Genomic DNA, 15,982 nt, shown 5'->3' with positions numbered 1-15,982 from the left:
TGGCAAACAAAAGACACTGATTCTCCTTTCATTGAATCAGTGTCTCTCCAGTTCAATCTTTATTCCCTTAATATCTTCTCCATCTTCTTCCCTTTGGCCAATTCATCAATAAGCTTATCCAAATAACGGATTTCCTGCATCAGCGGTTCTTCTATATCCTCTACACGTACACCGCAAATGACGCCTTTGATTAGGGAGCGGGAATCGTTCATCTGCGGAGCTTCCGCAAAGAAGGTCTCAAAGGTTACCTCTTTTTCAATTTGCGCTTCCAATTCTTCTTGACTGTAACCTGTGAGCCAAGTAATAATCTCATCGACTTCTTCTTTGGTACGGTCTTTTCTCTCTGCTTTGTTTACATAATGCGGATATACACTTGCAAAAGTCATTGTGTAGATACGATGATTAGCCATGGTATAGCCTCCCTTTTACTGTTCCGTCACTGCGTCTTCTGTTTGCAAATGAAACGCGTCCAGCAACTTTCGAACTTCATCCGTTGTTTCGGTACTCATCAATTGATGTCTTAATTCACCGGCTCCCCGGAATCCCCGCACGTAAATTTTAAAGAATCGGCGCAATGGCTTGAAGGCCCGCGGCTCCTGCTCTGAATATTTATCATGCAGATCCAGCTGCAATCGTAACAAAGCCAGCAATTCCTGGCTGCTGTGCTCCCGTGGCTCTTTTTCGAATGCGAATGGGTTTTTAAAGATACCTCGCCCAATCATCACGCCATCGACACCAAACTCTTCGACAAGCTTTAAGCCTGCTTCCCGGTCCGGTATATCTCCGTTTATAGTCAACATCGTATCAGGAGCAATCTCATCACGGAGCTTCTTGATTTCTCCAATCAATTCCCAATGCGCATCGACCTTACTCATTTCTTTTCTCGTACGTAAGTGAATGGAAAGATTCGCTATATCCTGCTCAAACACGTGCTTCAGCCAGTCACGCCATTCATCTATATTTGAATAACCAAGTCGCGTTTTCACACTGACAGGGATTCCGCCAGCTTTGGCAGCCTGGATAATCTCCGCTGCTACTTCCGGACGAAGAATCAATCCGCTTCCCTTTCCTTTGGAAGCCACATTCGGCACAGGGCATCCCATATTAAGGTCTATTCCTTTGTAGCCCATTTCCGCCATTCCAATGCTCATCTCACGAAAATTATCCGGTTTGTCTCCCCATATATGGGCGACCATGGGCTGTTCGTCCTCGGTAAAAGTCAAACGCCCGCGCACACTATAAATGCCCTCTGGGTGACAATAACTCTCCGTATTTGTAAACTCTGTAAAAAATACATCCGGGCGGCCTGCTTCAGCTACAACGTGACGAAAAACAACATCCGTTACATCTTCCATTGGCGCCAAGATAAAAAACGGTCGTGGTAAATCACGCCAAAAATTATTAGTCATTTCTCCATTTCAACCCTCTCATTTATGGATAGATAAGGCATTATACACTTATCCAATATGTTTAAGCAGTAATCGACGCTGCTTCTTTTTTATTTTGTCCATGATAATATTATCATAAGAGGGCTGCAGAGTACAAAAAGACTGAATTACTATTGAATCCAGCTTTTGTAGATTTGAAATAAAGTTTGATCATTTTCTACCTGTGTTGTTCTGCAATCAATCTTGATTATAGATAAAACAAGCTTAAATTTACTTCAGGTTATTTTTGACTTGGTTTGTGCCATCCTTCTTTTGTGAGATACGTACTTAAAGAGAAAACATTTGTCCAGAATTATGATTGATTCCGATTTTCCACTTGATGAATCCAATTTAAATCTGCTTCTAAATGTAAAAGAGTACCAGTGATTAATAAATACCTATTCTCGTCTCCTTGCAAAAGAAAATCCGTTTTTAATTTAGTCAATTCCATGACATCTTTCATTATCATCGCTTTTTGCTGTTCGAGCATCTCCTTTTCCTGTTCGAAATCAACCTTACGAGCACAGCTCCATTTAAAATGAAAGTCGTCTTTCGTAGAATGATAGGGCACTGGTTCCAGCATCCAATCTTCCAATTCTTTTTTTCCTTCCGCAGTTATTTCATAAAGTTTTCTTTCTTGGTCATCCATTCCTACAGATAAGACAAGTTGATCACGGATGAGACGATCCAGAGTCGTATAAATTTGACCAGCATTAATTTTCCCCTTCGTTCCTAGAAGGGATTCTAGTTCTAATTTTAATTCATACCCGTGATTTTTTTGTGAATATAGTAATGTTAATATTCCGTACTTAACTGACATAATTGCTCAACCTTTTTTGAGTGATGATATAATATTGATTTTACTTGCTGTAGCACTAGAAATCCAAGCAGCAAAAAGGCTTAGTGAAATTCCAGCAATCAGTGCCAGTATAATATTTCTCAAAGGTAGTTGAAAAGATATAAATCCTCCCAAAAGTTCGGATTGACTAGTGACATAAAGTAAAACCACACCTGAAAGTATACCTCCAATGACCCCTGATAATCCAATAAGAAATCCTTCTCCAACTATCATCTTTTTAACCTGCTGTTTTGTAAATCCAAGCGCTCGCATCGTTCCTATCTCCGGTGCGCGCTCCAAAGTGTTCATTAATAACGTGTTAGCTGTACCAATACTTGCTAGCCCGATGATTAAAACTAACATGATTAGGATTAACTCGTTCATACCAGATAATGCTGAAGTAGTTGATTTAATTTCATCTTCTACAGTTTCCACTTTTGAGAGATGATTGCTGAAATCCAGCCATAATTGATCACGTAATTGCTCACCATTATATCCGTCAAGTAAAGTTAAAAGCATGTCAAAACTATTCGCCCAACCAAATTCATTGTTTAAATGATTCTCATTCATAAATGCGACATAACCTGAGTAATTCGATGTTTTCACCACGTCAATAACTTCAAGTTGTTGTTTGCCTGATGGTGTATTAATGGAAATATATTCTCCCACATTTCCGCCCCATTCATCAAAAGCTCTTTCACCAAGGAGAATAGAAGGTTCCTTAGTTAGGTCATTATATAAATTCTCTTTTTTAGAACTCTCAAACAAGGCAGGTCCTTCTTTATCTACAGCAAAAACGGAAAACTGTTTCTTCTCTCCATCGATTGTTTCCCATGTAATTGGTGCAGCTTCTGTTAACGGTTCAGCCTTGGCAACAGAATCATAAGATAGCAGTTTTGTTCTGTCCTGATTAGTCCAAGGCGCTTCTGATGTAACTCTGAGGTCACCTCCATACGTATCCCTGATTTCATTTTCATAACCTTCAGGAGCAGATTCTATAACAGCGCTTAGTAATAATATCACCGCTATCCCAACAGCAAGAATGGAAGCAGTATTGGCATTTCGATTTAATTGTTGTGTAAGGTTTTGGGCTGCAAGATTGCCAGGATAACCGAAGAACACCTTCAAAACCGGTTTAAGTATTCGCTTCAGCACCAGTAAAAGTAATGGAAACAACAGAATAACACTTATTAATATAGCTAAATAAGAGGCAGAGTGATCAATAAATATAAAAGAAAGTAAGCCGCCCCCCACAACAACTCTCAGCACAAATTGCCTTGTCGATGAATACGTTTGATTTCCCATTTTTAATGTCATTAAGACCGAAGTTTTCCCAGCATTGTAAATAGGAAATAAAGAAAAGACAACAGGAAACAGAATCCCAATTACTACAGATATGAATGTAGGCATTTTCCAATTTAATGTGTAAACCATATCAAACTCAAACACGCCCAGCAACGTTTGCATAAATATATCCCCAAGCCAAATTCCTATAGGAACTCCAATAGCTGTACCAATTAATGCTAAAAGTATTACTTCAATAAGAATAAGTCTAGAAACAGAACTTTGAAGATAACCAAGACTCTTCATTATCGCAAATTCCTTTTTCCGCTCCATAACGCTTGTATAAATCATATTAAAAACGATGAATCCGCTGATAAAAATCGATAGCCCAGCAATTAAGTAAAAAAATGTATAAAGTCCTCCAATATCATTACTTTGCAGATCATCTGCGACAACTGGTTGTATGTATACATTTGAATTACTAAATTCGTTCTGGAGAGATTGGAAAAGTTCCTCCCCTTCTCCATTTATTTGAAATCTTACATAGGAAAGCTCGTTATCCATACCAGTCCAATCTCTTAACAAATCAAGTGGAGCCATGATTCGGAAGTTATTTGACTCAGCACCTTCCCAATCACTCGGACTTGCAAGCAGTTGCGTATATTCAACAATAGCGGAAACCTTAGCTTCTCCCAAATCGGTAAACCTAATTGTATCTCCTACTTTTTTATTTAACAGATTTGCAACAACGTCTGGTATCACCAACCCTTCATTATCTAAATCCCCGTCGATAACAGGAAGTTTTAGTAAAGAACTATTTTGGTTATTTACACCTGTAATTCGTACGGACCGTTGATTTAAGGTTTGATCTCCCTCAAGTTCAAAGAAAGCTTGCTTGTCAAGCGCAAACATTGTTTCCGTTACATCTGGATTCGCCAAAATGGAGGAAACCGCATCTTCAGAATAAGTATGTTCATCACTTAGAACCCAGTAATCCGCATTTGCCACATACATTTGTTCGTAATAATCGAAAACATCATTTGTTGTTTTGTCGGCAATCAGCATGGATGTGACAAACGATATCCCTAAAATAATCCCCAGCATTGAAATGAAAAATCGTTTTTTATTTTGTGTTATGTTACGCCATGAAATTCGCCACATATTTAGCATAATCATCTTCCTTTCTAGAGATGACTTGATCAATAACTCCATCTTTAAAAAGAATAATTCGATCTGCAAACCCAGCTGCGAAAATATCATGTGTAACCATGATGACTGTTTGATTGCTTTCTCGGTTGAATCTTGATATTAATCCGAGAATTTCCTCTGCTTTATTTCTATCTAAATTTCCTGTTGGCTCGTCAGCTAATAAAACGGAAGGATTGTTGACTAGCGCTCTAGCTATAGCTACTCGTTGTTGTTGACCACCACTAAGTAAATTAACATGTTTCCGGCCAAGCCCTTTCAGTCCTACAGCATCAAGTAATTCTAAAATCATTTGGTTCTTCTCTTTCGTTAAGCTGCCATCTGCATGTAGAGGGAAAGCTATATTTTCCTTTACATTTAATGTAGGTAGCAGTTGGTAATTTTGAAAAATAAAACCTATATACTTTCTACGGAATATGGTTCTTTCTTTTTCCGTCATGTTACTTAAATGATTTTGATTTATTAATATATCTCCTTCAGTTGGTATATCGAGACCACCTAGAAGTTGGAGTAATGTACTTTTCCCAGAACCGCTAGGTCCCATTATAGCCACAAATTCTCCTTCTTCAACGTTCAAATCCACATTTTTCAACACTTCCGTTCTTTCTTGCCCTTGTATAAATTCCTTTTTTAAGTTCCTGACCTTAATCATGTTTTAATTCCTCCTGTCCTCAAAAATATTATATACTAAGTATATAATTTAATAAAGTTAATTCAATTATTTTTCTTTATATATTTGAGTTCACAGTAAAAACACCTATAAATAACACATACTTAGTATATGTTATTTATAGGTGTTTTTACTCTTTAAAACGAAATTTAATTTCCCTTCCAGCATTTACTGTTATGGCAAGGTGTCGCTCAATTGTACTCCAAGCCATTCAACGTGGGCAGGAACCAGCATCTTAATGCAGATAATTTGATGCCCTTATTTCTTTTCATCAAAATACCGCTAAGCGATTTTATTATATACATAACCGCCATTAAATGTATTGCTTTATCATATTGATTGTCGCGGATAAGTTCACGTTTTAGTTCCACCACAACAATGCCAATACCCTCTTCCATTAACTCCTCATCGTCGATATCTTGGTCCAGCAATTCCAGAAAAATTTCATATTGTCCGTCTAATGGAAGCTGTTCAAAGTGGTCAAACCTCTATTCTCTTTGTTCTGTGAAAGAGATCAACTTTATCAAACTCCCTATATCATTTCATCCTATGATTTTTTCTTGTGAGCAAAAATCGAACCATCGTTATGAAGTATCACTTACAACTATATATCTATATTCTGAAACGTATCGATTTCTTTGGAAAGTGCGTTTTTCATCTTCTGGCCACATTTATCATCGCAAACCGTAAACAAGCCGTCTTGTCCATGCTTTTTTGCTTCTGAGTCAGCAGTGGGAACAACCATTGGTACACTTGTCCCCCGTGAGGATAGATAGACCTGAATGATTTCTCCTTCTTTACCCTTGAAATCTACTCCTTCAGCAAACTTCACATTTAGCGCGGTTAATGGCTGGTTTTCTCCTATTTTCTTCATACACCATGCACATCGGAACATTATTGACTCCTCCCTCTATATAAATATTTGCTTTAAATCTAATTCTAAATTAGGCAGTGTCTCAACAGAAATCATATCGCTTTTTGTAAAGATTCCTTTAAATGGATATTGCTCGTCAGTTAGCAAATGGATTTCTACAGATTCATTCACCGGATCAACAATCCAGTATTTCTTCCCTTCAAGAAAACAGAAAAAGCAGCAGACAGCTCCCGCAATACTTGCTGGTGTTTACGTGAAGAGCCAGGCGAGATATTAAAAATAGCTCCATCAATTAATTGAATGTTTTCCTCTTCATCCCAGGTCAGATAATCCGCATACGAATATGTCTCCTTTTTATTTGGAATAGACGTAAAATCATTCTCTTTAACGCGTATTTTACAGTTAGCATAGCATAATCAGAACGATTACTCATCTAACATGGATAAGCTTCTTAAAAATAAATATATTCGTTTCGATAGTATTTCCTATATTTATTTTATCATTTCTTGATACATTATCATCAAAAAAAGACTGAAACATATCTTTCCTGAACAATCCCCAGATTCAGAAAAAGCGTTCCAGCCTCCACACCTATTTATTTTTATGCAAATATTTATTTAACGCCGCTTCCTGTCTTTTAAAGTATAGATACCAGCAGAACCAGTTTACGACATACAGGAGGATAAAAATCAAACTGCCCCATAAAATAACCCAGCCATTGAGAGGAATCCAGCCGACTAAACCAGCAATAATCAGCCAAAAACTATACGTAAGGACAAAATGGATAATCGATTTTTTAATCAGATGGTTCCCGCTTTCTCCAAAGATAAGCGAAGATATGCCGAAATAGACGCCCATTAACATGCTTGCTCCCATATGCATCCATATTTCCGAAACTGTTGACTCCACAGCATTGAGTTTCATAATGGTGAGGACAATAAACGTTAATATCGCTCCGAAAGCGATGCCCAGTGTCGAACGCTTCAACATTTCAAGTATCATATTACTGTCCTCCCTGCATTAGTTTGTTTTTAATGGCACTGACATATTTTCGCGTAATATATTCCTTGTTGCCAGATTGAAAATAAACACATAAATTTCCATTAAAGGATGCTTCAAATTTTTCAATACGATGGATATTCCCGATAACCGACTTGGAAAAGCGCATAAAACCATATGGAACTAAGAACTCCTCCACTTCATACAGCTTCATTCGCACTTCAAAACGCCAATCCTTGGACGCCGCATAGATTTTTCGTTTTTCCGCATGAATAAAATCAATCTCTTTTGGCTCCAGCAGGACCGTCTGTTCCTCATCAACCCCAAATAAACGCTGCTGTTTTTTCCTTTTAATCACATTCACAATATCCTCCAGCTCCTGCGTCCATTCCTTAGCCTGGATAGTGATTTGCGTTTCTTCATGGTTATCATCGATATCAATGTTTATTTTCATTCCGACCCCTCCACATTCGTTTCACATCTACGGCTAATTCACAGCTCGTTTCAGAAAATATGGGTACCGGATAATGGCAATACTAAATGCAGCTAATCCAATCGCTAATAAGACACCTAACGTCTGGAATAATTCCGAAGCTTGCGTGGTTCCTGCCATCGCATCCTGAAAAGACTGGTGTGCCCAGTATTGAGGCAGAAAACGGGCGATTGTCTGCATAAAGTCCGGAAGCATTTCAAGGGGCATCCATAATCCGCTTAGCATCGCTCCACCGAGAGCAATAATTTGTGTAATCGCAATCCCCATATTTTCGGTATTTACTGTCAGTGACATAGCGATCCCGATTGCTGTCACTGTAAATGTAATAAACAAGGATAAAATCAATAAAATAATCGGCTCACCTAATGAAACATCATAAACGACCTTTCCAAATAAAAATAACACAATAATCTGAAATAATACAATAAACATGAAGGGTAACCATTTTCCCAGTAAATAGGAATAGCTTTTGAGTGGTGTGCTTGCCAGCCTTGCCGTTATCCCTTTGTCTCTGTCTTTAATAAATACCTGCACCATCGAAATCATAATAAAAAATACAAACATCACTACATATCCTGGAACAATGGATTGAATAACCTCTTGCCTCGTCGCATCGTCGACTCCAGAAGTAAAGATAGCAATAAATAATACCGTAAATAGAATAGGCAGTAAGAATACCCAAAACACAAGCCCTTTATCCTGTACATGTTTTTTTAATTCTACTATCATAACAGCATTCATTATGAACACCTCCAGCTTTATTTTTTAATCTCTTAAGTTACTTCCAGTCAACCGGAAAAATACATCCTCCAACCGTGGGCGAACAAGCTCCAGCCGCTCTACATCTATTTTCTTCTCTCTGCAATAGGAAATCAGATTTTCCATCGCTGACAGCGCTTCTTCTGTATAGATTAAAAATGCATCCTTCTCCTGCGAAACATCACCATACGATTCCAGCTGTTCAGCCGAAATATGGTCTGCTTTAATATAAATGGATGGCACCGCATATTGTTGAAGTAATTCACCTACCGCTCCATTCTCTATCAATTTCCCTCTATCGAGAAATGCAACATCATCACAGAGTCTTTCCACTTCCTCCATGTAATGACTGGCATAGATAACCGTCTTCCCTGCTGTTTTCAGTTCTTCAATCATTTGAAATATATATTGCCTTGATTGGGGATCGATACCGACTGTCGGCTCATCCATGATGATAAGCTCCGGATTATGCATCAGTGCACAGCCAATATTCAGCCTGCGCTTCATTCCCCCTGAAAAAGTGGATACTTTATCTTTGCTCCTTTCGCTAAGACCGATTAGTGCCAGCACTTCCTTTGTCCGTTGAGCCAGTTTGTTTCCTTTTAATCCATATATTCTTCCAAATAAATATAAGTTGCCGGATGCTGTGATATTCTCTTCCAATACAATATCCTGTGGAACATAGCCTAATTTCTGTTTTGTTTTATCGGAGATTCGTTGTTCATTAAATTCAATTTTTCCTTCGTAATCGCGGATAATAGAAGTAATCATCTTAATTAAAGTGGATTTTCCCGCACCATTGGGACCTATCAGCCCATAGCAGGTGCCCTCAGGGATAGTCATCGACATATTTTTTAATGCCTCTGTTTTCTCATAGCGCTTCGTTACATCTTGAATCGTCAGCATACTCACCATCTCCTTTCATTTATATTATGGCGAAGGAATAAAGGGTTGCCTTGAAGAATGGAATAACATGCGTGGCTCGAGGTATGAAATGCTGAAATAGTTGTTTAAAAAATAATAAGTTTATGTGGCAATTTTTACAGTGCGGATTTTCATTCACTCCTCACAACTTTCAAAGAGATAGCTATCACGAAAAATGTTAAACAAATAATAGCTGTGGACACAACAATTGCTGTTGGTAAATTCATTATTTATCACTCCTTTTCCTTTATACTATGGAAATAGAAACCGTAATTGGGGAGATAAGAGATAACATGCAGGGTAACATGTTAAAAATCTTGCTTAACATCTATATAGCTTGAACAAATTATTTTAATAACAGATGTCTCTATTGTATAAATCTTTTTTACAATGAAAAACCCCTTAGACTATCCTGTCTAAAAGGGTTATCATTCCTATTTATCTTTTCTGGAAAACAGAATAACTATAAATAACAGCTTACTTCTCTTTCCCTATAAACCTAAACTTCCATACAATAGTAACCATTAAGACAATCAAACCAATCGCAGTTATTCCATAGACCGTTTGAAGCGCAATGGTAAATGATGACTGTATAGCTTGAAGCATTTCCGGGAATCTTTCTGATACGGCAACAGCTGAACCAACGTTTTCCATGGCTGAATCAGCTATTTCTGCAGGCACTCCAGCAGGAATAGAATTCATCAGCACCCAACGGTAAACTAACATTCCAAGACTCCCAATGAATGCAATACTCACTACCGAGCCAAATCCGCTGCTTACATCGGACATCGCAGAAGCTGAGCCAGCGCGCTCTTGTGGAACACTGGAGATAAGCTGCTCACCGGTAATCGTCATAGCAGGACCTACTCCGAATGCGAGAAGGGAAGCACCAATAATTAACAGAAGTGCTCCTGCATCATGCACAGTTAACATAATAAATAATGCACCAGCTGAAGCAGTTAACAAACCTGCTACCATAGCATATGCCGGACGTATCCATCTTGTAAGCACAGGAGATATTAACGTTCCCGCCATCGACAAGAGTGCAGGGATAATCAACAGAAGACCTGCCTCTGTTGGAGTCAGTCCTACAACTGCTTGCAAATGTTGTGCAAAAAGCATATCTGCCCCAGTCGTTACAAGTAATATAATCATCAAAGCAATCAATGAAAAATTAAATTTGCGAATTCGAAACATGCTCAAATCCAATAGTGGATCTTCCGCTTTTAACTGCCGACGAATAAACAGTACTCCAACTCCAATACCAATCACTACAGATCCAGCGTAAAGCATATTAAAACCAGCGTTAGCCATTTCCTGCAAACCGAAAATCAAAGTTATCAATGCGAATGAGGATAACAAAACACTGATAAAATCGAGACGTTTTGAATCCTTGTTGCGATACTCAGGAAGTAGGGGCGATATAACTAACAATACAATGGCAATCGGAACATTAATGAGAAATACAGCTCCCCATCCAAAGTAATCCAAGAGTAAACCGCCCATTGGAGGCCCTAGCGCCATGCCAGCTGAGAATGCGCTAAGGTTAATAGCAATTGCTACTGAAAATTGTTTTGGATTGAAAAACATATTGCGTAGTAAAGACATCGTGGACGGCATCACAGTTGCAGCCGCTACACCAAGAAGTGCTCTTGTCGCAATCAACATCCAAGGCTCCGTCGAAATTGTAGCAATAAAGGAGGCTGCCCCATAGACAGTTACACCAATCACAAGCAATCGCCTTCTTCCTATATTGTCACCCAAACGCCCCATCGTTAATGCGAATCCCACAGCCAGCAATTCGCCAACATGAATAATCCAAAGCATTTGTGTACTGCTTGGTTCCAAATCAGCAGCAATTGATGGTGTGGCAAGAAAGAGAACGGTCATGTCGGTTGAAAGCATAAAAACTGCTAAAGTTAATGCTCCAAGCCCTATCCATTCTCGCCATGTTGCCCTTTGCGCTTCATCAATATGCGCATTACTGCCATTTTGATTATCGTTTGTGTTACTCATAGCTGCCTGCTCTCCTTTTAATATGACTTAACCATTTCCATACTCAAGGTTATTGTTCACTTCTACAAATCTCCCTTTAACTTTTTAAAAATATCCATTCCAAGTTCCTCAAGCACATCTATGGCATTTTCGACTGGCAATTTAGGAAGTTCAAATTCCTGATTGATAACCTCGCGAATAGCTTGACGATCTGCTAATATATGCTTTTCAACCTCTCCATCACTATATTGAATACTTAACACATTATTAACTAAAGATAGAGACCGCCGTTGATCCAATTGCCAAATTTGGCAACGTAAATCAGACGTAAATAATCCATTAGGCTGGAAATATTCTTTGATTGCCTGCTGAAAATCATCAAATTGGTAGATTTTCTTTGTATCAAAATCCCAGACTATATTCTCAGATAATTCTCTATTCACATATCGGTAATACCTATACGTTCCTGGTTCATTTCCCGGACGAAGTTTTATCTCAACATTTCCAAATCGGGAGACATTCATCGGGTCTGTTTGCAAATGAACCGGTTCAAAAAAAGGAGCACCATTACCAGCATCTACATACACTTCTTCCTCTTCACCTGGTATCTGAACGAGCAAAGCAACATGCCTTCCGCCTAAAAAAGCATAACGGTTTTGGAAGCCAAGCTGTTTTAATAGCTGATGAAGACTACTGTTGATTACATAACACGTCCCGCCCATATGATACTGAAATAGCTGTCTAACAAACCGCTTTTCATCTTGAACAAGCTTCCCTTTTTTTTGATATTCCTCCAATTGCAGCAACGTGCTAATATTTTCAAAAGGAATTTGATTTAAATGAGCGCTGGATATTTCAGTTAAATATTCCAGCGAAGGCTCTTTAACAGAGACCTGAATATAGTGCAAATACTCCCTTGCCCACCCAGGCAATTGTTTTTGATTCATCATTCTCTTCACTCTCCTTTATTTCTTGTTTTTATCTACTTTCACTATACTAACCCTTAAAATAAAGCACATCCTACAGCTGTCTAAAAATCCCATAGAAAAAAGGCCTTACCATAAATAAGACCTTTTCTACGACGACCGTCGTATACTTATACTTCAAACCATCTATGTTTTAAAGCATGAATCGCCGCTTGAGTTCGATCTTGAACCTCCATTTTACCAAGGATACTTGTAATATGTGTTTTCACCGTTTTCTCTGTGATATAGAGTGCTGCAGCAATCTCCTTGTTACTTTCTCCATATGTGATATGTTTCAAAACCATCCGTTCTCTAGGTGTTAATTCATAGTAGCTGGATTGTTTCTCATCTTCTTTGGCGACATGCACCATTAAATGGCTAGTTATTTGCGAATGAAGCGAAGTTCCTCCCTCCATAACAGCGATGAGGGTTTCTTCCAAAAAGGTTGGGTCAACATCTTTTAGCTGATAACCGCTGGCACCCGCACGAATTGCCGGTATGACATGGTCCTTATCAGAGGAGCTAGTGAGTATAACCACCTTCACTTCAGGATAGTCTGCTTTTATTTGTCTGGTCGCTTCGATTCCATCCATATTTGGCATGATCACATCCATCAACACAATATCCGGCTGCAGTTTTTTCACTTGCTGCAATGCTTCTTTTCCATCCTGGGCTTCACCTACAATATCGATACCAGGCCTTGTTTGCAGAAAAAAGCGCAGACCTTTTAAAACGACAAGATGATCATCGACAAGTAATACTTTCAAAGAATATCACCTTCCTTTTCGATGGATTGGAACACGAACAATAATCGTCGTACCCTTTCCTTTTTCACTATTTATATGGAAAGAACCTTCAAGTTCTTCGACTCTTTCTTTCATACTTGTAATACCAAGGGATTGCTGTTTCTCAACAGCACCTCCACTGCCTTGATCTCTCACTTTCATTGTAAAGCCATTAGCATCTGATTGTATGACCATCGCAGCTTTAGATGTCCCAGCATGTTTTTGAATATTATTCAATGCTTCCTGTCCAATTCGCCACAATGCTTCTTTATACGATTGATTTATCTCTAAATCATCCGGAGCCTCCATAGATAAATCCAGCCCAATTTTTTGTGCATATTCGTGGAATGAAGTAATCAGTCCCTGTTCAAGGTGATTGGGACGAAGCTGCCAAATCAAACTCCGCATGTCTATTAAAGCTTCTTTTGAAAGCTGCTGAACTTCCAGAACAGCTTCCAAAATGGCACGTTCCTTCTTATCAATTAATCTTTGCAGCCCACCTGATATTAATGAGAGAGCAAACAATTTTTGATTGACAGAGTCGTGTAGATCCCGTGCAAGTCGATTTCTTTCCTTATCGACAAGCAATGCTTCCCATTCTTCATGTAGACGGATACGCTCAATACCCATAGAAAGATGATCAGCGAGTCCTTCCAGCATTCCGATTTCCAAATGATCACATGCTGTGGTGTTTCGGCTAAGCAATAACACACCGAATGTTGCCTCAGGTCTATCACGCATAAACAAAGGAAAAGCAATGGAATAAAGAGATTGATAGTCTTTTAAAGAGAAAAAATGCAACGGCTGTTTATTGTTCTGTGTAACACGCTGTTGTGCATAAGCTTTTCGAATGAAATCTGGTCGAGAAAGGTTTATTTCTTGTTCCGTATCAAAAACTTCTTTAGGCCCATGTTCATCTGAATGGAATTGGACGGTCAGCCTCTCTTCCTCCATTGTAATAATAGCGGCATGTGTCCAATGGGGTAAATGATGATGTAACGCTTGCATGATTCTCTGAAACAATTCATTTCGGTTAAGAACATTTCCAATTTCATGTTTAATTTTTTCGGCATTGGCATAAGCATTGATAAGATAACGTGCAGTAGCATTTACTTCTTCTTTTGTTTGCTCCACGTGCAAACGCGTCCGTTCTACTGCTGCACCTATTTGATAAGCAATGGTTTCCAAAAGGATAAGGTCCTCCTCTTGAAAACGAAGACGCCCAGGTGAAGCTAAATTAAGCAAGCCGATTTTCTTCCCGCGAATCGTAAGAGGGATACTCGCATGATGGGTAAGTCCCCGTGTTTCACCCATCTTATCCGTAACAGCTTGTTTAAGACGAAAACATTTCACATGGTTGACAGCCTGTTTCATACGTCCTTCCCAATAAAGCTGCAAACACGTACAATCGGTGCATCCTTCCTGACAATGCATCAGTTCTTCTCTGTTATCAGCCATCGCAGGCGGAAGTTGATAATCAGCAGCAAGACGGTAAAAAGTAGCATCCTCCGTTAAAAAAATCCATCCGGTTTCCAATTCCATTAATTCAAGCAAGCGTTCTAATGATAATTGCAGCATTTCATGGAGGTCCATGCTCTTATTCAGAGTCTCCGAAATTTCCCGCTGGATTTGCAGTGCTTTTTGATAATTTGATAGATGACTCGACATCTATGCTTCCTCCTTTTGCCCGCTTATACAGTCGTTTCTTCTTTACAGGAAGCAACATTATTCTTCGTTAAAGCTTAATTCAAAACTGTATAGCCTAAAACAATTAGCAAGCGCTTTCTTCCTTGAATTCATTATCCTTTAAACTGATTTTTACTTTCTTCATCTTAAAGTTAGCGTATCAAATACTTTGTTTCCTCACAAGATATCTATTTCAAAATGGATTATATCCATCTCCCTTTCATATCATATTATCTATTTTAGAAGATGCCAAATACTTATATACTTTTCTTGTATAAAATATGCTTTGGATTAATAACAACAAACAGTAACGCCACAACAAAATAAAACAGCATAACATATACCAATATATCTAATAAATCTCCTCTAATGATTACAAGGGAAAAATTAAATATCTGATGGGCAACAATCGGTATGAACAGATTGTTGTTTAAATTATAAAACAACGTCACAATAATGGAAAAAGAAATAATCCCAATCATAAACAGGACGATATACTTGATTAAGTCTATCCCAGTATACCCTGAGGCAAACCATAATGGCATGTGCCAAAAACCCCATAAAACACCTATGATGAATGCTGCTGATAAAGGAGAATGTTTCTATTGAAGTTCATTTAAGGCATACCCCCTCCACCCCAACTCTTCACCTAAAGGCCCCCGGACGAATTGATCGAAAAATACGAGAGATAAGATTCCCATACTGGTATACGATATTGCTGCACCTTCCGTTGAAGTTGTTGAAGTTGATAATAGAAATATGGTTATGCCGATGATGATAATTTGGAGGATGAACACGCTGCTGAGAACAGAAAATTTAACCTTTGGCGCAAATTGTTGTTTAACAAAATCCTTCAGCCTTAATCCGGGATAAATCTTTTTAAATAAAATAATAAATGCAAAGGTGGATGACCATGCAGCTATGATTTGTAAAAGGTTTGTTATGCTCTCTGGCGCACCAAACATCATGCTGATACCGATAATCAGAAAAAGTACAATAAAAATGATGTAAGATAATACAACAAAACATCCAAATGCGCTTTTTGTTGTTTGGATGATTAAATTCCCCCTTAGTGCT

General features: G+C 38.5%; 16 protein-coding genes and 1 pseudogene (1 of these 17 running past the window's edge). All 17 read right to left on the bottom strand.

Annotated features, from left to right (window positions below):
* Positions 1 to 59: 59 nt before the first annotated feature.
* Positions 60 to 410 (bottom strand): DUF2200 domain-containing protein, encoded by a 351-nt coding sequence (locus tag MKX55_RS01815; RefSeq protein ID WP_339235591.1) that lies wholly within the window; start codon positions 408 to 410, stop codon positions 60 to 62.
* A 15-nt stretch (positions 411 to 425) separates the two neighbouring features.
* On the bottom strand, positions 426 to 1,409 hold the full coding sequence (locus tag MKX55_RS01810) for a tRNA-dihydrouridine synthase (RefSeq protein WP_212929388.1): 984 nt from the start codon (positions 1,407 to 1,409) through the stop codon (positions 426 to 428).
* Positions 1,410 to 1,740: 331 nt separating this feature from the next.
* Positions 1,741 to 2,247 (bottom strand): PadR family transcriptional regulator, encoded by a 507-nt coding sequence (locus MKX55_RS01805; protein ID WP_339235588.1) that lies wholly within the window; start codon positions 2,245 to 2,247, stop codon positions 1,741 to 1,743.
* A 6-nt stretch (positions 2,248 to 2,253) separates the two neighbouring features.
* The gene (locus MKX55_RS01800; protein WP_339235585.1) at positions 2,254 to 4,719 is read right to left on the bottom strand and encodes an FtsX-like permease family protein; all 2,466 of its coding nucleotides are present in this window, start codon (positions 4,717 to 4,719) and stop codon (positions 2,254 to 2,256) included.
* Positions 4,688 to 5,407 (bottom strand): ABC transporter ATP-binding protein, encoded by a 720-nt coding sequence (locus MKX55_RS01795; protein WP_042531119.1) that lies wholly within the window; start codon positions 5,405 to 5,407, stop codon positions 4,688 to 4,690. Before MKX55_RS01795 ends, MKX55_RS01800 begins: the two co-directional genes overlap by 32 nt.
* Before the next feature lie 209 nt (positions 5,408 to 5,616).
* Positions 5,617 to 5,823, bottom strand: coding sequence for a hypothetical protein (locus MKX55_RS01790; protein ID WP_193062422.1), 207 nt, complete (start codon positions 5,821 to 5,823; stop codon positions 5,617 to 5,619).
* Between the two features lie 206 nt (positions 5,824 to 6,029).
* Positions 6,030 to 6,320, bottom strand: coding sequence for a hypothetical protein (locus MKX55_RS01785; protein ID WP_339235582.1), 291 nt, complete (start codon positions 6,318 to 6,320; stop codon positions 6,030 to 6,032).
* 15 nt (positions 6,321 to 6,335) lie between these two features.
* Positions 6,336 to 6,470 carry a hypothetical protein gene (locus MKX55_RS01780; RefSeq protein WP_244882347.1) on the bottom strand — a complete coding sequence of 45 codons (135 nt, stop codon included), beginning with the start codon at positions 6,468 to 6,470 and terminating at the stop codon, positions 6,336 to 6,338.
* Between the two features lie 420 nt (positions 6,471 to 6,890).
* Positions 6,891 to 7,301 (bottom strand): DUF3021 domain-containing protein, encoded by a 411-nt coding sequence (locus MKX55_RS01775; RefSeq protein WP_042531113.1) that lies wholly within the window; start codon positions 7,299 to 7,301, stop codon positions 6,891 to 6,893.
* A gap of 1 nt (position 7,302) precedes the next feature.
* Positions 7,303 to 7,752, bottom strand: coding sequence for a LytTR family DNA-binding domain-containing protein (locus tag MKX55_RS01770; protein ID WP_339235579.1), 450 nt, complete (start codon positions 7,750 to 7,752; stop codon positions 7,303 to 7,305).
* 33 nt (positions 7,753 to 7,785) lie between these two features.
* Positions 7,786 to 8,532: an ABC transporter permease gene (locus MKX55_RS01765; protein ID WP_339235577.1), complete on the bottom strand. Its 747-nt coding sequence runs from the start codon at positions 8,530 to 8,532 to the stop codon at positions 7,786 to 7,788.
* Positions 8,533 to 8,556: 24 nt separating this feature from the next.
* A complete protein-coding gene (locus MKX55_RS01760) occupies positions 8,557 to 9,456 on the bottom strand; it encodes an ABC transporter ATP-binding protein (RefSeq protein ID WP_339235575.1) in 900 nt (299 codons plus the stop codon).
* Positions 9,457 to 9,951: 495 nt separating this feature from the next.
* Positions 9,952 to 11,490 carry an MFS transporter gene (locus tag MKX55_RS01755; RefSeq protein ID WP_339235573.1) on the bottom strand — a complete coding sequence of 513 codons (1,539 nt, stop codon included), beginning with the start codon at positions 11,488 to 11,490 and terminating at the stop codon, positions 9,952 to 9,954.
* Between the two features lie 62 nt (positions 11,491 to 11,552).
* On the bottom strand, positions 11,553 to 12,419 hold the full coding sequence (locus MKX55_RS01750; RefSeq protein WP_339235571.1) for an arylamine N-acetyltransferase: 867 nt from the start codon (positions 12,417 to 12,419) through the stop codon (positions 11,553 to 11,555).
* Positions 12,420 to 12,565: 146 nt separating this feature from the next.
* Positions 12,566 to 13,201 carry a response regulator transcription factor gene (locus tag MKX55_RS01745; RefSeq protein ID WP_042531104.1) on the bottom strand — a complete coding sequence of 212 codons (636 nt, stop codon included), beginning with the start codon at positions 13,199 to 13,201 and terminating at the stop codon, positions 12,566 to 12,568.
* Between the two features lie 6 nt (positions 13,202 to 13,207).
* Complete coding sequence (locus MKX55_RS01740; RefSeq protein WP_339235568.1) at positions 13,208 to 14,887, bottom strand: GAF domain-containing protein; 1,680 nt, start codon at positions 14,885 to 14,887, stop codon at positions 13,208 to 13,210.
* 275 nt (positions 14,888 to 15,162) lie between these two features.
* Positions 15,163 to 15,982 (bottom strand): annotated as a pseudogene (locus tag MKX55_RS01735) (type II CAAX endopeptidase family protein); it runs 14 nt beyond the window's last position.

Source organism: Oceanobacillus sp. FSL W7-1281, assembly GCF_037969835.1.
GTDB classification, from domain to species: Bacteria; Bacillota; Bacilli; order Bacillales; family Amphibacillaceae; genus Oceanobacillus; species Oceanobacillus oncorhynchi.
The sequence above is the reverse complement of the archived record's forward strand: the minus strand, read 5'-3'. Positions and strand labels throughout refer to the sequence as shown.